Source organism: Auraticoccus cholistanensis, from assembly GCF_009742705.1.
GTDB lineage: Bacteria > Actinomycetota > Actinomycetes > Propionibacteriales > Propionibacteriaceae > Auraticoccus > Auraticoccus cholistanensis.
The window spans coordinates 449-26,380 of sequence record NZ_WPCU01000002.1; the positions used below are offsets into that span (position 1 = coordinate 449).

Genomic DNA, 25,932 nt, shown 5'->3' on the forward strand with positions numbered 1-25,932 from the left:
CGACGACACCGCCGCCGAGGCCTCTGCTGCGGCGGACGCCGACTCCGGTTCGGCCGCTGAGGCCGCCGCGATCGCCGACGCCTCGACCGATGCCTCGGTCGACGCGGCCGCAGATGCTGACGCCGGCGCGGCCGCGGTGGGCGCCGCGAGCGCTTCCGGTGACGACGACGCCGACCCCAGCGCCGACGTGACCGGCGTGGGAGCGGCCGACGCCGGTACCGCGCAGATGGACGCACAGGGCTCGACCAGCTCCGCCGCCAACGGCGTGGGCGCGGCCGACGCCGGAGCTCCGGCTGGCGGCGGGGACCTCGCCGACACCGGTGCGCCGGTGTCCCCGCTGGTGGTCGCCCTGGGTGGTCTGCTGGCGGTCGCCGGCGCCGCCACCCTGGTGGCGGCCCGCCGTCGCCGGGGTCACGGAGCCTGATCTCCACGGCAGGTGCACGTCAGGGCCCGACCTCTCCGGAGGTCGGGCCCTGTCGCCTGTCATCCGTGTCGCAGCCGTCCTAGGCTGCGCCTGTCCCACCCCGCACCACCGAGAGGACCGGCCGTGTCCGACACCGTGACCGCTGCCCGGCGACCCTGGTGGGTCAGGGCACTGGTCGCCCTGGCCGCCGCCATCACCGCCTTCCACATCTTCTCCACGTTCCTCTGGATCGCCCCGGCCTCCGGGCTGCGGCAGCTCTACCCGCCGGGTGTGCTGCAGGGCTGGATGATCCCCATGTTCGGCCAGAGCTGGAGCGTCTTCGCCCCGGAGCCGATCAACGGCGACTACCGGCTGCAGGTCCGCGCCACGGTCGCCGAGGGCGGCGAGGAGCGGAGCACGGAGTGGGTCGACGCCACCGCCGCCGAGATCTCGATGATCCAGCACAACCTGACTCCGCCCCGGGCCGGCATCCAGTCCACCGAGCTGGCCTCCCGCTTCAAGGGTGCCTGGGACGACCTCTCCACCGAGCAGAAGGACGTCGCCGAGCTCGGCTTCTACAAGGGCGGGGACTGGGAGCCGCGCCTGCGGCAGGCGCTGCTGGCCGCCGGCGACACCGACGAGGCCCGGGAGTACCTCGAGATCGAGCACAGCACCACCGCCTACGCGACCCAGGTCGCCTACGCCGCCTTCGGCGACCAGGTGGTGGCCGTCCAGTTCGTCGTCAGCCGCCAGAACGTCGTCCCGTTCGCCCAGCGGCACGACGCCGGTGCCGAGCGCCCACCGGTCCAGCCCGCCCCGATCGGCTTCCGCGGACCGGTCGAGGAGCCCGGGCAGGACCGCGACAACTTCACCGAGGTCTTCCGCGAGGCACTCGAGGAGTCCGGCCAGTGAGCACCGACACGTCGACCCCGACCACCCAGCAGCCGGCCACCGGCTCTCCGCCCTCGTCCAGCTCCACCCTGGGACGCCGGCTCGGCCGCTTCGTCGGCCACCTCGTGCAGTCCCTGGTCGAGCTCGTCGCAGGCCTGGTGGCCCGCGTCGTCGGCTTCACCGAGCGCTGGCTGGTGGACAGCAAGCACGCCACCTACGGCCTGGCGGTGACCCGCATCCTGCTCGGGCTGACCGCGATCGGTCTGCTGGTGTCGAACTTCAGCACCCGCCTGTACGCCTTCGGCAGCGGCTCGGCCTGGAACGGCGAGGCGGCCGAGCCGATCAGCGACTTCCCGAAGATCTGGCTGTTCAGCCTCTTCCACCGCATCGCCCTGCACGACGTCGCCTTCACCGTGGCCTACCTGGTGCTGCTGCTCCTGGCCGTCGCCTTCACCCTCGGCTGGCGGACCCGGATCGTGCTGCCGGTCTTCTTCGTCGGCTGGGTCAGCTTCATCGAGATGAACGACTCCCTGGGCGACCAGGGCGACAACATGTACCGGATGGTCCTGCTGGCCCTGCTCTTCGCCGACCCGGCGATGCGCTGGTCGCTGGACGCCCGGCGCCGCTCCCGGCCCGTCGACCCCGGCCGCGGCTGGCTCGCCCGCAGGTGGGCCGGCGAGCCGCTGCTGCCCTCCTGGGCCACCAACACCGCCCACAACCTGGTGCTGGTGACGCTCACCTGCCACGTCTGCTTCGTCTACGCCTCCGGCGCCCTCTACAAGGCCGGCGGCACCCCGTGGCAGCAGGGCTACGCCATCTACAACCCGCTGCAGACCCTGCGCTTCGGCACCTGGCCCGAGCTCAGCGACCTGCTCACCGCGTGGACGCCGGCGGTCACGGCCGTCTCGTGGGCCTCGATCATCCTGCAGCTGTGCTTCCCGCTGATGCTGCTGCAGCGCTTCACCCGGGTGATCGGGCTCTTCGGCATCCTCGGCTTCCACGTCGGCATCGCCGTGCTGATGGGGCTGCCCTGGTTCTCGCTGGCCATGGTGGCCATCGACTCCATCTTCATCCGCGACGTCACCTGGCGCTGGGCGGCGGAGTACGTCCGGGGCGCCTGGGCGTCCGCCGGCGGCGACCCGGCCCCGCCGGAGGAGCCGGCACCGGCCGGCGCTCCGGCCGCCGCCGCTGAGCCGTCCCTGGCCCCGACCTCCACCAGCGCCTGACCGTGGCTGCCCGGGGGACGGTCACCGTCGTCGGCGCCGGCCCCAACGGGCTGGCTGCCGCCGTCGTGCTGGCCCGGGCCGGGCTGACGGTGCGCGTCCTGGAGGCCTCCGACACCCCCGGCGGCGGGTGCCGGACCGAGGAGCTGGTCGAGCCCGGCACGGTCCACGACCCCTGCGCGGCGGTGGTGCCGGGGGTGCTGACCTCGCCCTTCTTCACCGCGTTCGAGCTGGCCCGCCGGGTCGAGCTGGTCGTGCCCGAGATCAGCTACGGCCAGGCCCGGGTGGGCCGCGACGCCCTGCTGGCCCACCACGACCTCGCCCGCACGGTGGAGGGCCTCGGCCGCGACGGCGCCGGCTGGCGGCGGGTGTTCGCGCCCCTGGTGGAACGCGCCGGAGCCGTCGCCCGGCTCACCGGCGGCAACCCGCTCGGCGCCGTCCGCCAGCCGGCGACGGCGCTGCGCTTCGGGCTGCCGGCCGCGCGGCAGTGGCAGCCCCTGCCGGCGCTGCGGGCCCTGCGCGGGGACGCCCGCGACCTGTTCGCCGGCCCGACGAGCCACGTCAACCACCGCTTCGAGGCGCTCAGCGCGCCGCTGACCGGGATGGCTCTGGCGGTGCAGGGCCACACCGCAGGCTGGCCGGTCCCCCGGGGCGGCGCGTCCGCGGTGGTCCGGGCGCTGGTGGACGACGCCCTCGCCCACGGCGCCGAGCTGCACTGCAGCACCCCGGTGCGCCGCCTCGCCGACCTGCCGCCCTCCGACGCCGTCCTGTTCGACACCTCCCTGCCGGGGCTGCTGGAGATCGCCGGCACGGCCGTCCCCGCGTCCTACCGGGCGAGGGCCCGCGGTCACCGCACCGGGGCCGCGGTCGGCAAGGTCGACCTGGTGCTGTCGGCGCCGCTGCCCTGGAGCGACCCGCGGCTGCACGGCGCCTCCACGGTCCACCTGGGCGGGAGCCACGCCGAGATGGCCGCCGCCGAGCGGGAGGTGCACGCCGGACGCGTCCCCGAGCACCCCGTCCTGCTCGTGTCGTGCCCCACCGACCTGGACCCCAGCCGGAGCCGGACCGGGCGCCACGTCGTGTGGGCCTACGCCCACCTGCCGACCGGCTGCCCGATCGACCCGACCGAGATCGTGCTGCGCGAGCTCGAGCGCCACGCCCCCGGGGTGCGCGACCTGGTGGTCGGGCACGCCGCCCGTCCCGCCGCCACGCTCGCCGGCCACAACGACAACTACCGCGGCGGCGACATCTACGCCGGCGCGCTGTCCACCCGGCAGACGCTGCTGCGCCCGGTGCCCGCGCTGGACCCCTGGCGGGTGGGGCGCACCGACCTCTACCTGTGCTCCTCGGCCGCCGCACCCGGCCCCGGGGTGCACGGCATGGGTGGCTGGCACGCCGCCCGCTCGGCGCTCCGTCACACCTTCGGCGGACGTCTGCCGCTGCCGTCGCTGGCCCCCCGCCCCGACCAGGTCTGACGGCTCCCGCCTGCCGGCTCCGGGCCAGGTGATCCACGTCACGCGGCGCTGCCGTCATGGCGACGCACCTCGCACGTCTCTACTCCGGAACAGCCGGTGGGGTCGGGGGACTCGTCGTCGTCGGGATGTTCCATCCCAGCGACGGACTCGAGAAAGCACCAGCATGAGCACAACCTCGCGTGTTCCCGCGCGCCCAGATCACGGCCGCAACCGGTCGACGGGCGCTCGTCCGCCGCGGCCACCGGGCTGATCCGGAGGCGGCTGGCCGGGGACTCCCGGCACCGCTGACCGGCACCGACCGGCCGCAGCCGTGACCGCGACCGGCCGGCGGCCCCGGTCGCCGACCCGTGACCCGTGGCCCCGCAGGCCCGGTCGACGTGGTCGCCGACCTGACGAGCAGGCGACCTGACGGACGAGCAGGCGACCTGACCGACCGACGACCCCGCACGCGCGTGGACCCACGTGCTCGGCTCCACCGCCGAGCGCGTCTGGAGCCTGCCCACGGGTGCGGAGTCAGCAGCAGCAGGCGCATCGCGCTGATGTCGAAAGGCCCATCCTCATGTCCATCGTGGCGCTCCTGCCCGCCCACGACGAAGAACGTTCCATCGAGAGCTCGATCCGCAGCCTGCGGTCCTCGGCCTCCTCACCCCACCGCGTCGTGGTCGTCTGCGACAACTGCACCGACCGGACGGCGGAGATCGCCCGCGCCTGCGGGGCGGAGGTCTTCCTCACCCAGGACAACCGGGCCCGCAAGGCCGGTGCCCTGAACCAGGCGCTCCGGGCCGTCGACTTCGGCGACGACGACCTCCTCCTCATCATGGACGCCGACACCACGCTCGGTCCCGAGTTCCTGCCCACCGCCCTCGAGCGGCTGCGCGACCCCTCCATCGGTGCGGTGGGGGCGGTGTTCGGCGCCGGTCCGACCACCTCCCTGCTGGAGACGTTCCAGGCCTGCGAGTGGAGCCGGTACCGGGAGCAGCTGCGTTCCACCGGGAAGGTCTGGGTGCTCAGCGGCACCGCGGCGCTGATCCGGGGCAAGGTCCTGCGTCAGCTCTCCGAGGCCCGTGGCGACACGGTGCCAGGGGTGCGTGGCGACGTGTACCGGACCGACGCGCTCACCGAGGACTTCGAGATCACCCTGGCCATCAAGACGCTGGGGTGGAAGCTCTGCTCCCCGATCCGGTGCTCGACCACGACCGAGACCATGCCCACCTGGCAGGACCTGTGGCGCCAGCGGCTGCGCTGGTACGCCGGGGCGATCGAGACCCTCAAGACCTATCCCGTCAGCCGGGTCACGATCCGCTACTTCCTGCAGCAGGCGCTGCTGCTGCTGGGCGTGATCGGGATGTCGCTCTACCTCTTGGCCACCGTGCTCAACACCGCGCTCTTCGGCTTCCACCCGCACCCGGCCTGGCTGCTGCTGGGGCTCGTGTTCTGGGCGGAGCGGGTGGGGACGGCGTGGCGGGGCTCGACCGTACGCCAGCGGTTCCTCTCCGCGCTGTTCCTCCCCGAGTTCTGCTACGCCCTGTTCCTCCAGGCCGTCTACCTCGCGTCCTGGTACCAAGTCCTCCGCTCCCGCCGTGTGGAGTGGACCCACCTGAAGGAAGTGACTGCATGAACGACTACGGACCCGCCGCCTCCCTGGCCGCCACCGGCGCCATCGTCGGACTCAACCACCTCGTGCTCGGCTTCGTGCTGATCGCCGTCGGCGCGACGGTCCTCGGCCTCGGCCGACTGGCCCGGAGGGCGAGGGACTGAGCCTGCCGGTGTGACGCGCCTCACAGCCCGTCGCCGTCATGGCGGCGGGCAGGGCGCGTCCTCGTACCGGAACGCTGCGGGACGGGATCGGGGGACCCGTCGCCGCAGGTCCCATCCAGGTAGTGAACGCAACTCGAGAAAGCACCGGTCGATGACGTCGTCTCCGCACCCGAGCCCGCCCACCGCACACCTCACCGCGGGATCCGGGGTGCTACGACGCATCCTCCTGGTGCTGCTCGCCACCCTGGTGGCCCTCGGCGGCGCGGTCACCACTCCGGCCCACGCCGAGAACCAGGCCTACCTGACGCTGGAGAAGAGCGCCGACGGGCTCGAGCCCGGTGCCACCCTGCAGCCGGGGGAGTCCTTCGTCTACCGGGTGCAGGTGACCTGCATCAACACCGAGTTCGGCGGCTGCACCGACGCCGCCGTGACCGACCCGCTGCCGGAGTGGGTGGAGCGCACGGGCGGCGAGATCTCGGTGACCGGGGGCGGTGAGGTGGTGGTCCGCGACGAGTCGCCGATCACCGTCGAGTTCCGCAACCCGCTCACCGAGCCGGCCGGGGCGGTCGGCATGGAGGACGCCTCGACGGCCACCATCCTGATCCCGGTGCGCCTCAGCGAGGACGTGCCGGCGTCGGTGAGCGGCACCGAGCTGGTGAACACCGCCACGGCGACCGCCGACAACGCCGACGAGGTCAGCGACTCCTTCACCGTGGTGCCCGAGGTCGCGGTCGACCTGGCCGCGGAGGTCACCAAGTCCTTCGCGCCCGACGAAGCCGTGCTGCGTCCCGGTGAGGCCACCACGCTGACCGTGGAGGCCGGCAACGACTCCAACGTCGGGGTGCAGACCCTGACCGTGACCGACCCGGCCGAGCCCGGCGGCGCCCCCTTCGACAGCCTGGCGCTGACCGCGGCGCCGGTGGTCGAGCTGCCCGCCGGCGCCGAGCGCGCCGACGTCGAGTACCTCGTCGACGGCAGCTGGGTCGCCGCCGGTGACGGCGGCGCCTTCCCCTCCGGCGTGGACCCCGGTGACGTGACCGGGCTCCGCGTCACCTTCGTCAGCACCGACGACGAGCCGATCGGCGTCTCGGCCCGGGGCCGCATCCAGGTCCCGCTGGAGCAGCGTGCGGAGGCGCAGCCGGGCGTGGTGCCCAACGTGGCCTCGGCCGTCGTCGCCGTCGGGGACGGCGGCTCCGAGCCGGCCACCGGATCGGCGGAGTACACCGTGGTCGAGGCCAGCATCCCGGTCGAGGCCAGCAAGACGATCCGGCCGCGTGAGGTGGTCGCCGGTGGCCGCACCACCGTGACCCTGGGTGCCACCAACACCAGCAGCCGGGTGCTGGACTCCCTCTCGCTGACCGAGCCGGGCGGCGAGGAGAACTTCTTCACCGACCGCGGCTTCCGCTTCGAGGGCTTCTCCGAGGGCGTCGTGTGGCCGTCGGGGGCCGAGCAGGCCGCCGTGACCTGGCGGTGCGCGGACGGCACCGCCGAGACGTCCACCGAGGTGGTCGACACCCTGCCGAGCGCTCCCGAGGGCTGCGCGGTCGCAGGCTTCACCGTCACCTTCACCGGTGAGCTGGTCGCCGGCGCCGAGGCCGTCGTGCCCTTCGAGGTGACCGCGCCGACCGGCCAGCAGGTGGACGAGCTGAGCCACGACAACCAGGTCCGGGTGGACTCCGCCGCTCCCGGCGGCTACACCGGCTCCGACACCGCCACGGACCGGGTGACCACCATCGTCGACCGGCTCTCCGTCGAGGTCGGCAAGCGGATCTCGCCCAGCCGGATCCCGGCCGTCCCCGGTGAGACCGCGGTCATCCAGCTCAGCGGCCGCATCACCGACTTCCCGTCCTCGACCGTGGACGCGACGCGGCTGGTCGTCTCCGACCCCGCCGACGACGACCCCGACAACGCCTGGTGGCAGACCTTCGACGCACGCAGCATCGTCCAGACGCCGGTCCCCGCGGAGGCGGAGATGACCGTGCAGCACCTGCGGCCCGACGGCAGCTGGGCCGACGTGCCCGGCATGGTCGGCATCGCCGGCCCCACCACCTTCACCGCCACCGTCCCCGGCGACCTCGAGGTCCGCGGCCTGCGCTTCGTCTACACCAGCGATGCCGGGTTCCCGCCGGGTCAGGAGGTGAACCCCAACGTCGTGGTCGCGCTGTCGGCCGGCACGCCGAACGAGGCCGCGACGGTGGAGAACTGCGCCTCCAGCGACGCGAGCGCGGCCACCGCCACCGCCGACCGGGCCAGCACCCCGCAGCCGTGCCCGTCGGTCGAGCTGGTGCCGGTGGTCCCCGGTGAGGGGGACCTGCTGGAGAAGGACTGGGACCAGCCGAAGACCGTCGGCGAGCGGACCGGTGACGAGGCGGGGCTGACCCTGTCCTGGTCCACCGCCGGGCGCTCCGGGCTGGACGAGGTCGTCCTCAGCGACGTCCCCGACCCCGCCGCCGACCGGGTCGCCGAGACCGTCTTCGACACCTTCGACCTGGTCCGGGTCGACCGGATCACCGCTGAGCAGGACCCGCTGCTGCGCTTCGACCGGGTCGAGCGGGTCGAGCTGTTCGACGCCACCAGCCAGCAGTGGGTGCGCGCCGACGCCGACCCCTGTCCCGCGGCCTGCGACGGGACCTTCCCCGGCGTGGCGCTCAGCGCCGAGGAGCGCGCCTCCACCATCGGGGTCCGGCTCGTCTACGCCGAGAGCCCCACCCGCGCCGAGCGGGTCGAGCGGATCACCGACCCGGCCGTGGGCAGCGGCGTGGCCCGCACCTTCGAGCTGGACCGTCACGTCCACCTGGTGCTCGCCGTCCGTGACGAGCTGCGCTCGGACCCGCGCGTGCCGGTGCTCAGCGGCAGCACCTACAACGAGGGCGAGCCCGGGGAGGTCCGCAACGACGCCCGCGCCACCGGCTACACCGACGGCCAGCCCGTGGTCGGCGACGACGCCTCCGACGTCATCACCATCGTCGAGGTGAACCTGTCCGTCACGGTGGACAAGACCTGGTCCGGCGGCCCGCTGGGCGTCCCGGTGCCCGGCACCGACCCGGCGGCCTACCCGTCGGGCCGGGCCAGCATCGTGGCCGTCAACACCACCCCGCGCCGGATCGACCAGCTGACGATCACCGAGCCCTCCGGTGGGACGGACCCCTTCGAGGTGTTCGACCTGACCGACTTCACCTCGCTGACCGCACCGGCCTCGATCGGCGCCGGCACGGTGGTGGTGCGGCTGGTGCGCGCCGACGGCTCCACCGTCGAGCTCGACCACGCCGCAGCCCTGGCCGCCGACGCGGCGAGCCTGGCCGACGTGACCGGGTTCACCGTGGTCTACAGCGGCCGGATCGTGGAGGGGGCGAGGGCGCAGGTCACCTTCGACACCCGGCTCCGCCCCGCGGCCCGGACCACCGGTGAGGCGCCCCAGCCGGGGCAGGTGGTGGAGAACGCCGCCACCGTGCTGGGCGAGGACCTGGTCCACCACGACGTGCCGACCGACACCTTCACCGACCGCGACGACGCCTCCGTCGAGCTGCGCGCCCAGGGCATCGGCGTCACCACCACCAAGGTCTTCGAGCCCGACACCCAGACCGAGCCGCGGCGCGAGCCGGTCACCATGACCCTGACCGGCCGGCCCAGCGGGCCGACCCGGACCGCGGAGATGGTGGTCGAGGACAGCGACGCCGGGTTCTTCAACCAGTACGACTTCGTCGGGTTCGCCGACGGCTTCCGCCTCACCGCACCCATCGACCGGGTGAGGGTGGACGTGCTCACCGGCGGCACCTTCACGGTGGTCGACGGCGACGTCCGCCTGGTCGGGGCGACCTGGCAGGAGGGCACCTCCGCCACCGCACCGGCCCTCCCCGCCGGGGTGGCGCCGGAGCAGGTGCAGGGCCTGCGGTTCACCTTCGTGCGCGCCGACGGCCGGATCTGGGAGAACCCCGCCACGCCGACGCAGAGCATCCCGCTGCTGGTGCAGCGGCGGCTCGAGCTGCACACCGGCGGCCCGGTGCCCTCCACCCTGGCCGGCAGCGTGCCGGCGCCGGGGGAGGAGGTGACCGGCCAGGCCGGCAACCGGGTCAGCACCACGGTGCGGGGTCGCGAGCAGGGCCCGGACGGACCGCTCAGCGCCTCCGACGAGGCCGAGGACACCATCACCTACCGGCACGCCCGCAACTCCGTCGAGGTCACCAAGACCCCGGCCGGTGGGCGCCAGCCGCAGGCGGTGATCCCGTTCCAGCTGACCTTCACCAACACCGGTGACGTGCCGGTCGTGGACCCGGTGATCACCGACCGGATCCCCACCGACGGCAGCGGGCCGCTGCTGCAGCTCGACCCCGAGGCCGAGGCGGAGGACGTCTACTCCTTCGAGCTCGAGGGGGCGGCTCCCGAGCCCGCGAACGGCCCGGCGATGCCGACCGAGCTGGGCCTCGACGGCGTGCAGGCCGTGCTCAGCGAGGAAGGCGACCTGATCACCTTCACCTTCCCGCCGGGCACGGTGCTGGAGGTCGGCCAGACCTACACCGTCGGGGTGCAGATGCGCTTCCGCCCGGGTCTGCCCGGCAACACCCAGGTGACCAACGTGACCGGCATCACCGGTGAGCGCCCCTGGGACGAGTGCCGGGGCACGCTGGCCGAGGACGGCCGGTGCACCGACGACACCACGGTGCACCCGATCGTCGGCGGTGCCCTACGGGGGGAGAAGACCGTCCGCGCCGAGGAGGAGCTGGACGTCCTGGACACCCGGGCCAGCGGGAGCTGCGAGCCCGACGAGGACGGCTTCCACCGCGCCGGCTGCGTGCCGGTCAGCGCCCCGGGCAGCGAGGTCACCTGGCGGATGACGTTCACCAACACCGGCAACCTGCCGCTGCGGACGGTGCGCGCCGTCGACCGGCTGCCCGACCTCGGTGACACCGCCGCCATGGTGCCGTCGCCGCGCGGCTCGCAGTGGCGGCCGCTGCTGGAGGACGTCCGGCTGGTGGGCGCCGAGGGCGGCACGGTCAGCGACTCCCGGGTGTACTGGACCGACCAGGACGAGCTCTGCCTGGACGACCTGCGCGGCCGCAGCTGCGCCGAGGGCGAGTGGCAGCCGCTGACCGACGAGACCGACCCGGCCGACGTGCGGGCGCTGATGTTCGAGTTCGACCTCGCCGAGGACCTGCTCGACCCGACCGGCACGGTCACGGTCGACCTGGTCACGCGCACCCCGGCCCAGGCCGAGGGCGCCGGCGACGACCAGGTCGCCTGGAACACCGTCGCCTCCTCCGCGGTGGCCGACGACCAGGGGAGGCTGACCGACCTGCCGCCCACCGAGGGCAACCGGGTCGGCGTCGCGCTGGCCACGGGCCCGCTGCAGATCACCAAGGTGGTGCAGGGTGGGCGCGCCGACGTTGCCCCGGAGACCTTCCGGCTGGAGGTGGTGTGCACCTCTGCCGGCGAGCCGGTCGACCTGGGCGAGCGGGGCGTCGTCACCGTCCGCGCCGGTGAGCTGGTCACCGTCGAGGACCTGCCGCACGGGGCCTCGTGCACCGTGGCCGACGACCGGGCGGGCTCATACGCCTCCGGGTTCGACGCCACGTCGGTGACGGTCCGGCGCGACCCCGTGACGGTGCCGGTGATCACGGCCACCAACACCTACGGCGCCGCGTCGCTGGTGCTGGACAAGCGGGTCGAGGGCCCGCTCGATGCCGCCGGCCAGCCGCTGGAGCAGGGGCCGTTCACCGTCGAGGTGGTCTGCACGCTGGGTGGTCGCCCGGTGGCGGCCGACGGCCACGTCGCCGGCGAGCCGATGGTGGTCGAGCTGGTGCCCGGTCAGCCGGTGACCCTCACCGGCGTGCCGACCGGAGCGGTCTGCGACGTCACCGAGACCGCGACCGGTGGTGCGTCCGCCACCACGGTGGTCGCCGAGAACGCCGCCACCAGCTCCGAGGGGGAGACCTCGGTGCGGGTGACGGTGACCGCCGACGACGCCGACGGCGCCACGACCGTCGTCACCTTCACCAACGTCTTCCCGACCGCGGAGGTGACCATCACCAAGGTGGTGCAGGGGCCGGGCGCCGCGACCTGGGGCACCGGATCGTTCGAGGTGCAGCTGGTCTGCACCGTCGGCGGACGCACGGTCTGGGACGGCACGGTCGTGCTGGGCGGTGACCACCCGCTCGAGGCCACGGTGGGCGACCTCGCCGACGGCGCCAGCTGCGTGGCCACCGAGACGCAGACCGGGGGCGCGACCACGTCCACGGTCGCTCCGGAGGGGCCCTTCGTGGTGGCAGCCGGCCAGCCGAGCCAGGTGGTGGTCACCAACACCTTCGAGGTCGGCTCGGTGCAGGCCACCAAGCGGGTCGTCGGCCCGGCCCCCGCCGGGGCGGAGTTCACCTTCGAGCTGCGCTGCCTGCGGACCGCGGGCGGGGCCGCGTTGGAGGTGCCCGGTGGAGCGGCTCGCACGGTCCGCGCGGACGAGGTGGTCAGCTGGGACGGGCTGCCCGTCGGTGCCGTCTGCGCCGTCGTCGAGACCGACGCGGCGGGGGCGGACCAGACCACCGTCGACGTGGCCGAGGTCGTCGTCGCGGGCGAGGTCGCGGCCCCCGTGGTGGTGACCAACACCTACGAGCCGGAGCCCGAGCCGACGCCGGAGCCCACGCCGCCCCCCGAGCCGACGCCCACGCCCGAGCCCACGCCGGAGCCGACCCCCACGCCCACGCCCGAGCCGACGCCCACGTCCAGCCCCGCTCCGGGTGAGCTGCCCGCGGGCGACGGGGACGGCCCCGATCCGACACCCGGACCGGTCGGCGAGGACCCGCAGGTCGGGGACGGGACCGGCCAGGTCGGTGGAGACGCCGACGGCGCGCTGGCCAGCACGGGTGGCACCGCGCTGAGCCTGCTGCTGGGCGGCCTGCTCAGCGCCGGCGCAGGCGCCGCGGCCCTGGTGGCAGCTCGCAGGCGGCGCCGCTGACCCGGCGGAGCCCGCTCGACGCGACGAGGCGGCGGGGTGACGCGGATCACAACCGGTCCGCGTCATGCCCGCCGTCGTCGCGCGTCCTCCTGGTGAAGGACGAAGACCCGGTCGGGGGACAGGTCGTCGTCCCAAGAGGTGCCGCCGGAGGGTGGCACCTCACCGCCGGCGGGAGGATCCTGCCCGATGTCAGAGGGGAGGGGTCACGGCCTCTTGGTTGTGGCCCCCTTCTCTGTCACCATGAACCCAGAATTTTGTCCAAGGCTGTGTTGATCTCCGTCACGGACGCCTGGCGCTTGCAGAAGGGGGTCTCGCGTGGCCGAGGTCGTGCCTGAGATCGACGACGCCTGGCTCATCAACGAGGTCCGCCGCGGCGACATGGACGCCGCCGCCGAGCTGTTCTCCCGGCACCGGGCATCGGCCGTCCGGATGGCCACCGGCCTGGCCGGACGCTCCGACGCCGAGGACCTCGTCTCGGAGGCCTTCGCGCGCACCCTGGCCCAGCTCCGTGAGGGCAAGGGCCCCGAGACCGCCTTCCGTCCCTACCTGCTGACCGCCGTCCGCAACACCTGGACCTCCCGCGCCCGCAAGGACGCCCGGGTCACCTGGATCGAGGACTACACCGACCGCGAGCAGACCTCGGTCACGGCCACCCCTCCGGAGGAGATGGAGGAGGTCATCAGCCTGGACGTCCTGAAGCAGGCGTTCGGCGAGCTGCCCGAACGGTGGCGCGTGGTGCTGTGGCACACCGTGGTCGAGGGGGAGTCCCCGGCCGTGGTCGCCCGCCACCTGGGCAGCAACGCCTCCGCCGTCTCCGCGCTGGCCTACCGCGCCCGACGCGGCCTGGCCCAGGAGTACCTCAAGGCGCTGGTCGACAGCGGCGTCGCCGCCGACTGTCAGCAGATCCGCCCGCTGCTGCCGGACTACGAGCGCGGCGACCTGGCGGAGGACGACCGCCTCCGCGTGCAGGCGCACCTGCGCGACTGCGACGACTGCTCCGACGCCCGCCACCAGGTGGGCGCGCTGCTCGGCCGCCGCCTCGGCGTGGCGGTCGCCCTCGCCGTGCTGGGCTCCGCCGGTGGGCTGGTGCACGCGCTGTCCGGGGCCGCGACCGTGCCGGCCGCCGCCGCGACGGCGTCCTCCCCCGGGTCCCCGGGCTCGACGGCGTCGGGGAGCGCCTCCTCCGGCGGTGCGGCGACGGCCGCAGCCGGCGGGGCGGCGCTCTCGCTCCCCGCCCTGGTCGTGGCCGCCGCCGTGGCCCTCGTGGTGCTCGTGGTCGTCGCGGCCAACGCCCTCCGGGGCGGTGCCGAGGTGGCCGACGCCTCGGCGGTGCCGGACGAGCCGAGTGCCAGCGCGCCCGCCGCGCCGGCGCCCGCGCCGAGCACCGAGCCGGAGCCCGGGGCCGACGAGCCCAGCTCCGAGCCCGACCCGGACGAGGAGTCCGGCGAGGACGAGCCGCCCGCCGGAGCAGGTCTGGGCGGCCCGGTCCAGCCGCTCAGCCCGGCGACCCAGCCGGCGACGCCCGCACCCGCTCCGCCGGCTCCGGCGCCCCTGGACCCGGCACCGCCTGCCCCGACCCCGACGCCGGCCCGCCCGACCGCGCAGCCGGCGCCGAGCCCGCGGCCCACCGTCGCGCCGGCGCCCGCTCCGACCGCCACCACCGACCCCACGCCGGCACCGGACACGACCCCGGAGCCGACCCCGACGCCCACTCCGGAGCCGACGCCGACGCCGACGCCCACTCCGGAGCCGACGCCCACTCCGACGCCGAGTCCGACTCCGACGCCCACACCGACTCCTGAGCCGACGCCCACTCCGGCACCAGGCGATCCCCGTATCGGCGGCGATCCGGACGTCGCTCCGGTCGCGTTCCGCTGGTGGAGAGTCACCGTGCCGGTGCAGGACGTCACGAGCAGCAGCGTCCTGGTGATGAGCGTCGACGGGCTCCGTGATGCCACTGGCAACGACGCCTGCTCCGTCGCCGGGGGAACGGTCACCTGCACCTTCCCCGAGCCAGCCGAGTCGACCACGGTGCAGGTCTACGTCCGGACGAGCACCCCGAATCTCACTGGTCAGGCCCAGCTGAACGACCCGCAGGACCCGGACCCTTCCAACAACAGCGCGGTCCTGCGCTCCTGAGCCGGCTCGCCCGTCGGGCCGTTCAGGCCGGTGCGGCGCGCCGCGAGCTCTCTCGCACGATCATCGTGGTGCTCATGGTGAGGGTCTCCGCGGCGGCCGTGGGGTCCTGGATCCGCTTGGTCAGCAGCCGCGCGGCCGCGACCCCCATCTCGTAGGCCGGCTGGGCGACCACGGACAGCGGCGGGTCCACCACGGGCGCCCAGGCGGCGTCGTCGAAGCCGATCAGCCCGACGTCGGTGCCGATCCGGCGGCCCAGCCGCTTCAGCCCGGCCACCATGTCCAGGGCGAGCATGGAGTCGACCGTCAGCAGCGCGTCCGGCGGCTCGGGGGCGGAGAACAAGGTGTTCTGGATCTCGGTCCAGCCGTCGACGTGGAAGGGCACGTGACGGACCAGCGGCGGCAGCCCGTGCCGGCGCATGACGTCCTCGTAGCCGAGCCGGCGCTGCTCGGTGGTGGCCGTGTCCGCGGGCCGGGTCACGCAGGCGGGCCGCCGCCAGCCCTCGCGGAGCAGGTGCTCGGTGGCCATCACCGCACCCTCGAAGGAGGCCGCGGTGACGAAGTCGGCCGGGTGCGACAGCTCGCGGTCGACCACGACGAGCGGGATGCGGCTGCCGACCAGCCCGCTGACGTCGGTGTCGGAGGAGCGCGGGGCCAGCACCACCCCGGCCACCCGCTCCTGGGCCGCCACCTCCAGGTAGCGGTCCTCCTTGCTCTGGTCCTCGTCGGTGTTGCAGAGCAGCACCGAGTACCCGGACCGGCTCGCCTGGTCCTCCACCCCCCGCGCGACCGCGGTGTAGAAGGGGTTGTTGACGTCGGTGATGATCAGCGCCCACACCTGGGTGCCGCGCCGGCGCAGGTTGCGGGCGACGGCGTTGGGCCGGTAGCCGAGCCGCTCGGCCGCGTCGCGGACCCGGCCGGCCAGCACGGGGTCCACCCGCCCCTTGCCGTTCAGGGTCCGTGACACCGTGGCCACCGACACGCCGGCGGCCGCCGCGACGTCGACGATCCGGACCAGGGGGGCGCCCGTCGGGCCTGCGCCGGCCCCGGGCGTCCACCCCCGGTCCGGCGCGCTCACGGCTGCCGGGGTCCCGGGCCGACCGACCAGGACGAGCCCGGCACCAGCACCGGCGCCGGTGGGCGGTGCTCCTGGCCGGACACCACCACCGAGGTGAGCGGCAGCTCGCCGGCCACCACGGTCAGCTCACCCACGGAGTCCGGTGCGGTCGAGGGGCACCAGGTGCCGAAGGCCGCGCCGGTGGACCAGAAGGCCTGCCCCGCCGGTGCCCGGTCGCCGACCACCAGCGTCTGGCTGCGACCGTCGTAGGAGATGTCGTTCAAGGTGGCGAACGCGGACCAGCTGGCCATGGCCCGAGCGTAGTGGTGCCCGCACTCGGCCTCGTCGAACGGGTTGCGGCGGGCGCCGTCGTAGCGCTCGCGGATGGCCTCGACGAGCTCCAGACCCTCTTCCACCCGGCCGACCTGCAGCAGACCGGTCGCCGCCGTGTACTCGAAGCCGGTCATCACCTCGGTGAAGTAGGGGAACGGGCGTCGGGGCCGGGCACCCTCCTCGTAGGTGCACATCAGGGTCGCGGACTCCCCGCCGAGCACGAAGCTGCGCATGTGGTTGAAGTGGTGGCTGAAGTCACGGACGAAGTTGCGCTCGTACACCGTGTGCAGCGCGGTCTCGACGTGGTCGGGGTCCAGCAGCCGGCCCAGCCCGACCAGGCCGGCCGCGTACTCACCCACCAGCTGGTCGACCAGGCAGCCGTTCGCCAGCTGCAGGTCGGGCTCGGCCGTGCTCGACGCCCCCATGTCGCGGTGCCGCAGCCCCTCGGCGACCTGGTCGGCGTCGGCCACCGGGCGCACCTCGTGGACGTAGAAGGCGCCGTTGAACAGGTTCTCGTCCAGCCACCGCGACCCCTGCTCGGCGAGCCGGCGGCACTCCTGGGCGAAGTCCGCCTCGCCGAGTGCCTCGGCCATCTCGGCCGAGGCCCGCAGCGCGGCCAGGTACCACGACCCCATCTGCGGGTTGGGCCCGTAGTACTCCACGTCCATGGTGTTGTGCTGGACGCCCTCCATCACCCCGTCCCGGTCGGCGTCCCAGCCGCCGGGGATCCAGCAGAACTCCAGGGTGCGCCGGGCGGCCGGCCACAGCTCGGCCAGCAGCTCGCGGTCGCCGCTGAGGCGCCAGTCCAGGTACAGGTGCACCAGGCAGGCCATCTGGCCGTCGGCGGCGGCCAGGTCCCAGGTCCGGGCGTACTTCTCCGCGGGCAGGCCGGTGCGGAAGCTCATAAGCCCCCGCTCGTCGGTGGAGTGCAGGTACTGGGTGCGGCGGAAGGAGTGCGAGATCGGGGCGAACAGCAGCGTGGTGGCGAACTCGTAGCCCCAGACGTGGGTGCAGGTGCCGTAGCAGCTGCCGACCCGGTCGCCGACGCCCTCCCAGCCGTAGTAGCCGCCGTCGGCGGTCTGGAAGACCGTGGGGCTGCGCAGCGTGCTGAGGTTGGCCAGCGCCGCCTCGCGCACCACCGCCGGCACGTCGGCGCCGGCCACCGCCGCCACGGTCTGCACCGTGCGGGACTCCAGCTCGGGCAGCTGCTCGGCGACCTCCAGGGCGGTCTGCCAGGAGTCGGGGTGGGCGACGGCGTAGGCGTTGCCGACCACGTCGTCGCTGTGCTGGCCGATGCTGATGTTGCCGTGGTCCTCCGAACGCCAGGCGCGTCGGTGCGGGAAGCACCAGGTGAGCAGGAAGGTGACGTCGACGGTCTCGCCGGCGGGGACGGCGACCTCGAGGGCCAGCGAGGCGACCGGACGCGGCGAGGCGGTCGCGCGGTCGTCCAGGTGGCCGTCCTCGAGCAGGTCGTCCCAGAAGTCGAGCAGCCCGTTGCCCCAGTTGCGGTCGTCCCAGCCGGTGCGGGTGCTGACCGAGGTGCCGGGGCCGGTGAGCACGGCCATGGTCACCTCGCCGGCGGCCTCGGCCTGCTCCGGCAGGTCCGGCGCGGTCATCGTCACGCCGGTGAGGTGCTCGCTGCTGCGCACCGTGTTGGTGTTGGCGCCGGTGCGGTCCTCGGTGCCGTTCGCGCCCACGAAGTTGCTCATCGCGAAGGCCACCGACGCCCGGACGTCCTCGCCGCCGGGGTTGTGCAGCCGGTGCCGCAGCACGGCCACCGGCAGGCTGCTGGTGGCGGTGTCGGTGAAGACGAACGGGTTGAACCCCTGCAGGGTGACCTGCAGCGGGAAGGTGTCGTCGGAGAGCACCACCTGCCCGAACGGGTACGCCGTCTCGAAGGACGCCTGCTGGAAACGAGGCAGCCCGTGGTGCGGGGCGGTGGAGCCGAAGGCGCCCTCGTAGCGCTCGACCGGGACGGGTCCCTCGACCGCCAGGGCCCGGGGAGCGCCGTCGCCGGCGGCGGCCCTCACCGCGAAGAAGGCCACGGACGGGCGGAAGCCCTTGCCGGGCCGGTTGCCGAGCTCGAAGTCGCGCAGGTCGCCCCGTCCGCCCAGACCCACCGTCCCGGTCCCGATGCCCCCCAGGGGCAGCGAGATCCGGTCGAGGTGGTCGGCGTCGAAGCGGCGCAGGACAGGCCAGGTCGTCGAGGTCATGTGCTTCCTTCGTGAGGAGGGGACGTGCTCAGCGGGCAGAGGGAGTCGGGTGCGCCAGCCGGGCGCGGCTGCGCGCGGTGGCGGCGGAGGCGGCCGCCGCCCACACCAGGGCCACCGGTGCGGGCAGCAGGACCAGCAGGGCCAGGCTGAGGTGGGCGGCGACGAGGACGGCGAGGGTCGCCGTGGCGAGCACGGAGAGCACCGGCACGGCGTTGCGGGTGGCCACGAAGAGCGACACCAGCGCGACCTCCCGGACCCCGGCCCCGGTGCGCAGCGCGTAGGGGACGGCCACCACGGCGACGTAGCCGGCCGCGAGGGTGGCGACGCAGCCGACCGCGACCGACGCCAGCAGCCACGGCTGGCCGCTCAGCTGCCAGGCGTGCACCGCCACCAGCGTCAGCAGCCCGGTGGTGGTGGGCACCACGGTCACGCCGGCCGCCCGCAGCGCGGTGCCCGGTAGCGTCGCGAACAGCCGTCGCACCCCCACGTGGTCGCCGTCGAGCAGCACCGAGCAGGCGTGCACCAGGGCGGCGAGCAGCGGCAGCACGACCAGCCCCACGCCCGCCAGGGCCAGCCACGGGGACCAGTCGGACAGCTGGCGGACCGCCGCCCAGCCCAGCGCCACCGGCACCGATCCCAGCACCAGCAGCGGCAGCTCCGGCCACACCAGGGCGGCGCCGCGCCGGACGACGTCACCCTCGACCACCGGGCTCATCCGCGGATCCCCACCGAGGCCACGCTCTCGACGAAGGAGCGCTGGAAGACCAGGAAGACGACGAGGATGGGCAGCACCACCATGGTGATGCCGGCGAACACCACCACCGCCGGCCCGCCGCCCTGGCCCGCCGACAGCGAGACCAGCCCGAGCGGCAGCGTCATCTTCTCGGGGCTGGAGAGGAAGATCAGCGGCCCGAAGTAGTTGTTCCAGCTCGCCTCGAACCCCAGGATCGCCAGCGCCGACAGCGCCGGACCGGCCAGCGGCAGCAGGATCTGGAACAGGATGCGCAGGTGGCCCGCCCCGTCGATGCGGGCGGCCTCGTCCAGCTCGCGCGGGATCGTGTTGAAGTACTGGCGCAGGAAGAAGATCGCGAACACGTTCACCAGCGCCGGGATCCACAACGCCGCCAGGGTGTCGATCAGGCCCAGGTGCCGCATCATGATGAAGATCGGGATGATCGTCAGCTGGGTCGGCACCATCAGCGCCGCCAGCAGCAGCACGAAGATCGGGTCGCGGCCGCGGAACGGGATGCGCGAGAACGCGTAGGCGGCCAGGGACGCGGTGAACAGCGAGCCCACCACGCTGATCACGGTGACGACCAGGCTGTTGAGGGCCTGGCGCCCGATCGGCACCAGGTCCACCACGTCGGCGAAGTTCTGCAGGCTGAAGGGCACCGGCACCCAGCGCGGCGGCAGGGTGAAGGCCGCGATGGGCGCGGTCAGGCTGGTGGTGATCATCCACACCAGCGGCGCGATCATCAGCACGCCGAAGACGAGGAGGACCACGCTCTTGACCAGCCGCCCGACCCGCAGGCGGCGACGCCGACCGGGCGCGGCGGCCGTGCCGGCGGCGGAGGCGGTACCCGGTCTCGTCGTGCCCGGGCCGCCCGGGCCCGTGGTGCCCGGGCGGGTGGTGGCGGGGGTGTGGCTCATGCGTTGTGCACCCACTTCCGTGAACCCCAGAACTGCAGCAGCGTGACGAGCATGATGACGGCGAACACCACCAGCGCGATGGCGGAGGCGTAGCCGATCTGGAAGGCCTGGAACCCGGTCCGGTACAGGTACATGACCGCGGTGATCGTGGAGTTGTCCGGCCCGCCGGAGGTGATGATCTGCACCGGGTCGAAGATCTGGAAGGCGCCGATGAAGGTGATCACCGAGGCGAAGAAGAGCGTCGGCGTCATCAGCGGCAGCGTCACGAAGAAGAAGGACTGCACGGCGTTGGCGCCGTCCACCCGGGCCGCCTCGGTCATCTCGCTGGGGACCGTCTGCAGCCCGGCCAGCATGATCAGGAACGTGTAGCCGATGGTGTGCCAGAAGTCGATGCCGATGATCGAGGGCAGCGCCCACGCCGGGTCGGTGAACCAGCCCGGCGGGTCGATGCCGATACGGGTGAGGTAGTGGCTGACCAGCCCGAAGGTCGGGTCGAGCACGTAGCGCCACAGCAGCGCCACCGCCGCCCAGGAGATCAGGAAGGGGAAGAACACCGCCGTCCGCACGAAGTAGGACAGCGCCCGGTTCAGCCCCCGGTTGACCGCCAGCGCCAGGACCAGCCCGCCCACCAGGTGGGTGACCACCGAGGCGAAGGCGAAGACGAAGGTGTTGCCGAGCGCCTTGAGCAGCAGCTCGTCACCCACCAGCGCCTTGAAGTTGGCCAGGCCGGTGAACTCCGCCGGCGTCAGCAGGTCGTACTCGAACAGGCTGAGTGCCATCGCCGCCACGAACGGGCCGAGGATGAAGACCAGGAACAGCAGCAGGGCGGGGCTGATGAACAACCACCCGGCGAGGGTGGAGGGCAGCCCGGCGGGGCGGGACTGGCGACCCCCGCCCGGGTCGAGGACGGCCTCCCCGACCCGGGGCGGGGCGATCGCGGTCATGCGAACATGCCCTGCAGCCTGGAGTCGGCGTCGGCCAGGGCCGTCTGCGGGTCCTTGGTGCCCGACACACCCTGCAGCCACGCCTCCTCGATGACCATCTGCATCTCCGGTCCGCGGTCGGGTCCGGGGATGGGGGTCGCCACCTCCAGCAGCTCCACCAGCAGCTCGGTGTTCTCGGGCGCGTCGTCGAGGAACGCCGGCCCGGTGGCGTCGGAGATCCGCGCCGGCACCGTGGCGCCACCGCCGGTGGTGACCGCGTCGCCGAACTCCTCCGACATGAGGTAGGTGATCAGCGTCCAGGCCGCGTCCTTGTTCTTCGACATCTTCAGGATGGGGAAGGCGTCCCACCCCACCGGGGTGCCGGCCGAGCCGTTCTCGGGCCAGCGGACCAGCTGCACCGGCTCGATGAAGTCCAGCCGCCGCAGGTCGTTGGTGGGCCAGCGGCCCCCGCCGAAGCTGGCCAGCTTGCCCTGGGCCATCTGGGTGGGCGCGTCGAAGGTGCCTCCCGGCTCCGGCGCCAGGCCGTCCACCACGAGCTGGCGGACGAAGGTCAGCGCCTCGACGGCCTCGGGGGTGTTGAGGGTGGAGCTGCCCCAGTCCTCGCTGAGGGGAGCGGTGCCGTTGTTCAGCAGCCACGGCATCACGTCGGTGAAGTAGCCGTTGCCGGCGGCGGTGAGGAAGGCGCCGGTCTTGGCCTTGATCTCCTCACCGGCGGCCCGGAACTCCTCCCAGCTCCAGGTGTCGGTGGGCGGCTCGACGCCGGCGGAGGACCAGATGTCGGTGTTGATGTAGAGCGCCATCGTGTTGTAGCCACCGGGCATGTAGAAGGTGTGGCCGTCCTGGGAGGCGTACTGCTGCAGCAGCCGGCGGATGGGCTCGGGGGTGTCGGCGTAGTAGGCGTCCACCAGGGCCTGGTCCTTGGCGATGTAGCTGTCCAGCGGCTCGAGCAGGTCCTTGGACATGAAGATGCGCTGGCCCTCGGTGGCGATCTGCACCACGTCGACGGGCTGGCCGCCGGCGAGCCGGGTGGCCACCGCGTTGGCGAAGTCGGCCCAGGAGTCCGCGGCGATGCCCTGGAACTTCAGGTCGATCTCCGGGTGCTCCTCGCGGAACCGGTTGAACAGGGCGTCGTAGGCCTTCTGGTCCTCCGCGTCGCCGTAGTAGACGAAGGTCACCGTGCCGCCGGCCTGACCGCCGCCGCCCCCGGATCCCCCGTCACCTCCGCAGCCGGCCAGCGGCAGCCCGACCCCCGTGGCCAGCGCCGCACCGCCTGCTCCCCGCAGCAGGTTCCGGCGGGTCAGCGCCGAGGACATCAGCCCCGGCACCCCCTGCCCGGGAAGACCTCGTGTGAACGTCCCTCGACCGACCATTCCAAGCCCCCTTTGGCTGAAAACGATTACTTGGGAGTAGACACCCGGGGCGCTCCAGCGTCAATGGGGGAGACCCAAGTCACAGCGGTGTTGCCGAATCGTTACCAACACCGCCCGGTCTGAGGCTCGATCGGCGCGACAGCGTCGGAGGCCCGCACGACGTCTGGTCGGAAGACGATTACCGGTCGTGCGGCCTCGACGCCCGGCTGGTCGGCTGCCGACGACCCGGGACCGGCCAGCCTCAGGACGGGTCCGGACCGGCGCCCACGTCGAGCCGGTAGCCGCGGCCCGGCTCGGTGAGCAGGTAGCGGGGCTGGGCGGGCTGCGGCTCGAGCTTGCGCCGCAGGGTGGCGAGGTAGACCCGCAGGTAGTGGGTCTCGCGCTCGTAGCCGGGTCCCCAGACCTCGCTGAGCAGCTCGGCCTGGGTGACCAGCTCGCCGGGGCGGCGGGCCAGCACCTCCAGCAGCGCCCACTCCTTGGGCGTCAGCCGGACCGGCTCCCCGGCGCGGGTGACGGTGCTGCGACGCAGGTCCACCACGAGGTCCCCGACCTCCACCACGAGGGTGGTCGGCTCGGTCGCGGAGTGCCGCAGCGCGGCCCTGATCCGGGCCAGCAGCTCGTGCATCTCGAACGGCTTGGTGACGTAGTCGTCGGCGCCGGCGTCGAGGGCCTCCACCTTGTCGTCGGTGGTGTGCCGGGCCGAGAGCACCACGACCGGCACCTTCGACCAGCCGCGGACGCCGGCCACCACCTCGAGACCGTCGCGGTCGGGCAGACCCAGGTCGAGCAGCACCAGGTCGACGTCGAGCTCGGCCACCGCGCGCAGCGCCGAGCCGGCGTCGCGGGTGGTGGTGACGCGGTAGCCGCGCGCCTCCAGGTTGATCTTCATGGCCCGGGCCAGCGCCGGGTCGTCGTCCACCACGAGCACGTGGACCCGGTCCCCGGCCGTCACCGGGCCGCCGGCAGGTCGATCACCATGGTGAGCCCCCCGCCGGGGGTGTCGGAGGGGACCAGGCGGGCCCCGAGCACCGCCGCGAAGCCGCTGGCCACCGCCAGCCCCAGGCCCAGCCCCTCCGGCGCCCCGGCGTGCGACGGCCGGTCGCCCAGCCGCTGGAACGGCTGGAACACCTCCTCGCGGCGCTCCCGGCCGATGCCCGGACCGCGGTCGACCACCAGCACCCGCACCCGGTCGCCCTCGGTCTCGTAGCGCACCACCACCGGGATGCCCTCGGGCTGGTGGCGCACGGCGTTGTCCACGACGTTGGACACCACCCGCTCGGCCAGCCCGGGGTCGGTGCGCACCATCAGCTCCGATCGCCCCAGCTCCACCCGGCCGGCCACGTGCGGCAGCGCCTGCACCGCGGCCCGGACCACCTCGTCGACCAGCACCTCGTCGAGCTCGGGGGCGGGGGAGGTCATCTGGATGCGGGTCATGTCGAGCAGGTTCGCCACCAGCCGCTCCAGCCGCTCGGCGCTGCTCTGCACCACCTGCAGCAGCTCGCGCGCGGCCGCCGGGTCCAGCTCGACGTCCTCGTCGACCAGCCCCGACAGCCCCGTCTTGATGGCGGCCAGCGGCGTCCGCAGGTCGTGGCTGACCGCGGCCAGCAGCGCGGTCTGGAAGGCGCTGCGGGCGGCCAGGGCGTCGGCCTGCGCCGCCGTCTCGGCCAGCTCGCGTCGCTCCATGCGCACCACCGCCTGCACCCCGAAGGCGGTCAGCACCCGCTGCTCGGGCGCCGTCAGACCCCGGCCGTACAGGGCGAAGCCGGACAGCTCGTCGAGCGGCAGCTCGGTGTCCGGCGGCCCTTGGACGGCCTCCTCGCCGACCGCGTGCTCCACCCGCCAGGGAGCGGTGGGGACGTCACGCACCCGCAGCTCCACCCGCTGCTGGCCGAACGTGTCGCGCACCTGCTCCAGCAGCGAGGCGACCGAGGCGTCGGTGGCCAGCCCGTGCCGGGTCAGCGCGAGCAGCGTGTCGGCCTCGGCCCGGGCGGCCGCGGCCTCGCGGCTCCGCCGGGCCGCACCCTGCACCACCGAGGAGACCGCCAGCCCGACCAGCAGGAACACCAGCAGCGACAGCGCGTCCCGGGCGTCGGCCACGTCCAGGCTGAACCGCGGCTCGACCAGCCAGAAGTTCACCAGCAGGTTGCCCACCACGGCCGCCAGCAGCGCCGGCAGCAGCCCGCCGACCAGGGCGACCAGCACGGTCGCCGCCAGCTGGGTCAGCAGCGGCACCTCGTGCTCGGTCCACCCCGGGGTGACGGTGAACAGCACGGTCAGCAGCACCGGCAGCAGCCCGGCCAGGACGTAGGCCGCCACCCGCCGGGGGAGGCTGAGCGGCACCGCGGGGGTCCGCTGGCCGCGGCCGGCCCAGCGGTGGGTGACCAGGTGGCAGTCGATGTCGCCCGAGCCGGCCACGATCCGCTGGCTCACCGGGGTGCGGAGCAGGCTCTGCCAGCGGCTGCGCCGGCTCTGCCCGACCACCACCGTGGTGGCGTTCACCGAGCGGGCGTAGTCGAGCACCGCCTCGGCCGGGTCCTCCCCGGTCAGGGTGTGGAAGCTGCCGTCGAGGTCCTCCACCAGCCGCCGCTGCTCGGCCAGGGCGCGCGGGTCACGCTCGACCAGGCCGTCGCTGCGGGCCACGAAGACCGCGTGCAGCTCGCCGCCGACGCCCTTCTTCGCGATCCGCGCCCCGCGGCGGACCAGGTCGGCGCCCTCCGGACCGCCCGACAGCGCCACCACCACCCGGTCACGGGTGGGCCAGCTGGCGGCGATGGCGTGCTCGTCGCGGTACAGCGCCAGGGCGGCGTCCACCCGGTCGGCGACCCAGAGCAGGGCCAGCTCGCGCAGGGCGGCCAGGTTGCCGGGGCGGAAGTAGCTCGACAGCGTCGCCTCCACCCGCTCGGGCGGGTAGACGTTGCCGTGCAGCAGCCGCCGGCGCAGCGCCTCGGGCGCCATGTCGACCAGCTCGACCTGGTCCGCGGCCCGCACCACCGAGTCCGGCACGGTCTCCCGCTGCCGCACCCCGGTGATCGAGGCGACCACGTCGTTGAGGGACTCCAGGTGCTGCACGTTCACCGTGGTGATCACGCTGATGCCCGCGGCCAGCAGCTCCTCCACGTCGGCGCAGCGGCGCCGGTTGCGGGAGCCGGGGGCGTTGGTGTGGGCCAGCTCGTCGACCAGCGCCACCTGCGGTCGGCGGGCCAGCACGGCGTCGACGTCCATCTCCTCCAGCACGGTGCCGCGGTGCTCGAGGCGGCGCCGCGGCACCACCTCCAGCCCCTCCAGCTGCTCGGCGGTCCGGGGACGGCCGTGGGTCTCGACCACCGCCACCACCACGTCGGTGCCGCGGGCGGCGCGGCGGTGGCCCTCGTCGAGCATGGCGTAGGTCTTGCCGACCCCGGGTGCGGCCCCGAGCAGCACCCGCAGCTCGCCCCTGGGGCGCCCGAGGTCGCGCGGGGACCGCTGCTCCCGGGTGCGCTGCTCCGGGGTGCGGGGCTCCGGGGTGTGTGGCCCCGCCGTCGCCGTCACCGTGCTCC

Annotated in this window: 16 protein-coding genes; 8 read left to right on the forward strand and 8 right to left on the reverse strand. The window is 73.9% G+C overall.

Annotation, left to right across the window (positions count from 1 at the left end; all coding sequences use genetic code 11):
- From GC722_RS00560 to GC722_RS00595, 8 genes are all read left to right on the forward strand, one after another.
- Nucleotides 1-424, forward strand: a 424-nt coding sequence (locus GC722_RS00560; protein WP_408609283.1) for a hypothetical protein, incomplete at its 5' end; no start/stop codon positions are given.
- A gap of 123 nt (nucleotides 425-547) precedes the next feature.
- Complete coding sequence (locus tag GC722_RS00565) at nucleotides 548-1,315, forward strand: DUF5819 family protein (RefSeq protein ID WP_197429643.1); 768 nt, start codon at nucleotides 548-550, stop codon at nucleotides 1,313-1,315.
- Entirely contained in the window at nucleotides 1,312-2,520 is a 1,209-nt protein-coding gene (locus tag GC722_RS00570) for an HTTM domain-containing protein (RefSeq protein ID WP_197429644.1), read from the forward strand. The genes GC722_RS00565 and GC722_RS00570 overlap by 4 nt, the downstream gene beginning before the upstream one ends.
- A gap of 2 nt (nucleotides 2,521-2,522) precedes the next feature.
- A complete protein-coding gene (locus GC722_RS00575) occupies nucleotides 2,523-3,992 on the forward strand; it encodes a phytoene desaturase family protein (RefSeq protein ID WP_197429645.1) in 1,470 nt (489 codons plus the stop codon).
- 559 nt (nucleotides 3,993-4,551) lie between these two features.
- On the forward strand, nucleotides 4,552-5,610 hold the full coding sequence (locus GC722_RS00580) for a glycosyltransferase family 2 protein (protein WP_156607033.1): 1,059 nt from the start codon (nucleotides 4,552-4,554) through the stop codon (nucleotides 5,608-5,610).
- On the forward strand, nucleotides 5,607-5,750 hold the full coding sequence (locus GC722_RS00585; protein ID WP_156607034.1) for a hypothetical protein: 144 nt from the start codon (nucleotides 5,607-5,609) through the stop codon (nucleotides 5,748-5,750). The genes GC722_RS00580 and GC722_RS00585 overlap by 4 nt, the downstream gene beginning before the upstream one ends.
- A gap of 208 nt (nucleotides 5,751-5,958) precedes the next feature.
- Nucleotides 5,959-12,693, forward strand: a complete 6,735-nt coding sequence (locus GC722_RS00590; RefSeq protein WP_156607035.1) for a DUF5979 domain-containing protein — start codon at nucleotides 5,959-5,961, stop codon at nucleotides 12,691-12,693.
- Between the two features lie 315 nt (nucleotides 12,694-13,008).
- Complete coding sequence (locus tag GC722_RS00595) at nucleotides 13,009-14,832, forward strand: sigma-70 family RNA polymerase sigma factor (RefSeq protein ID WP_156607036.1); 1,824 nt, start codon at nucleotides 13,009-13,011, stop codon at nucleotides 14,830-14,832.
- A 22-nt stretch (nucleotides 14,833-14,854) separates the two neighbouring features.
- On the opposite strand, the gene GC722_RS00600 is transcribed toward GC722_RS00595, so the two are convergent.
- From GC722_RS00600 to GC722_RS00635, 8 genes are all read right to left on the reverse strand, one after another.
- Nucleotides 14,855-15,907, reverse strand: a complete 1,053-nt coding sequence (locus GC722_RS00600) for a LacI family DNA-binding transcriptional regulator (RefSeq protein ID WP_331714238.1) — start codon at nucleotides 15,905-15,907, stop codon at nucleotides 14,855-14,857.
- On the reverse strand, nucleotides 15,904-18,432 hold the full coding sequence (locus GC722_RS00605) for a GH116 family glycosyl-hydrolase (protein ID WP_156607037.1): 2,529 nt from the start codon (nucleotides 18,430-18,432) through the stop codon (nucleotides 15,904-15,906). Before GC722_RS00605 ends, GC722_RS00600 begins: the two co-directional genes overlap by 4 nt.
- A gap of 28 nt (nucleotides 18,433-18,460) precedes the next feature.
- The gene (locus GC722_RS00610) at nucleotides 18,461-19,147 is read right to left on the reverse strand and encodes a hypothetical protein (protein WP_156607038.1); all 687 of its coding nucleotides are present in this window, start codon (nucleotides 19,145-19,147) and stop codon (nucleotides 18,461-18,463) included.
- Nucleotides 19,144-20,082, reverse strand: a complete 939-nt coding sequence (locus GC722_RS00615; protein WP_156607039.1) for a carbohydrate ABC transporter permease — start codon at nucleotides 20,080-20,082, stop codon at nucleotides 19,144-19,146. The genes GC722_RS00610 and GC722_RS00615 overlap by 4 nt, the downstream gene beginning before the upstream one ends.
- Nucleotides 20,079-21,026 carry a carbohydrate ABC transporter permease gene (locus tag GC722_RS00620; protein ID WP_156607040.1) on the reverse strand — a complete coding sequence of 316 codons (948 nt, stop codon included), beginning with the start codon at nucleotides 21,024-21,026 and terminating at the stop codon, nucleotides 20,079-20,081. The genes GC722_RS00615 and GC722_RS00620 overlap by 4 nt, the downstream gene beginning before the upstream one ends.
- Complete coding sequence (locus GC722_RS00625; protein WP_331714239.1) at nucleotides 21,023-22,351, reverse strand: ABC transporter substrate-binding protein; 1,329 nt, start codon at nucleotides 22,349-22,351, stop codon at nucleotides 21,023-21,025. The genes GC722_RS00620 and GC722_RS00625 overlap by 4 nt, the downstream gene beginning before the upstream one ends.
- A gap of 286 nt (nucleotides 22,352-22,637) precedes the next feature.
- The gene (locus GC722_RS00630) at nucleotides 22,638-23,348 is read right to left on the reverse strand and encodes a response regulator transcription factor (RefSeq protein ID WP_331714240.1); all 711 of its coding nucleotides are present in this window, start codon (nucleotides 23,346-23,348) and stop codon (nucleotides 22,638-22,640) included.
- A complete protein-coding gene (locus tag GC722_RS00635) occupies nucleotides 23,345-25,924 on the reverse strand; it encodes a DUF4118 domain-containing protein (RefSeq protein ID WP_331714241.1) in 2,580 nt (859 codons plus the stop codon). The genes GC722_RS00630 and GC722_RS00635 overlap by 4 nt, the downstream gene beginning before the upstream one ends.
- Between the last annotated feature and the right edge of the window lie 8 nt (nucleotides 25,925-25,932).

Coding starts and splice junctions, on each gene's coding strand:
- GC722_RS00580 (WP_156607033.1), top strand. CDS start 4,552: ATGTCCATCGTGGCGCTCCTGCCCGCCCACGACGAAGAACGTTCCATC.
- GC722_RS00585 (WP_156607034.1), top strand. CDS start 5,607: ATGAACGACTACGGACCCGCCGCCTCCCTGGCCGCCACCGGCGCCATC.
- GC722_RS00605 (WP_156607037.1), bottom strand. CDS start 18,432: ATGACCTCGACGACCTGGCCTGTCCTGCGCCGCTTCGACGCCGACCAC.
- GC722_RS00610 (WP_156607038.1), bottom strand. CDS start 19,147: ATGAGCCCGGTGGTCGAGGGTGACGTCGTCCGGCGCGGCGCCGCCCTG.
- GC722_RS00615 (WP_156607039.1), bottom strand. CDS start 20,082: ATGAGCCACACCCCCGCCACCACCCGCCCGGGCACCACGGGCCCGGGC.
- GC722_RS00620 (WP_156607040.1), bottom strand. CDS start 21,026: ATGACCGCGATCGCCCCGCCCCGGGTCGGGGAGGCCGTCCTCGACCCG.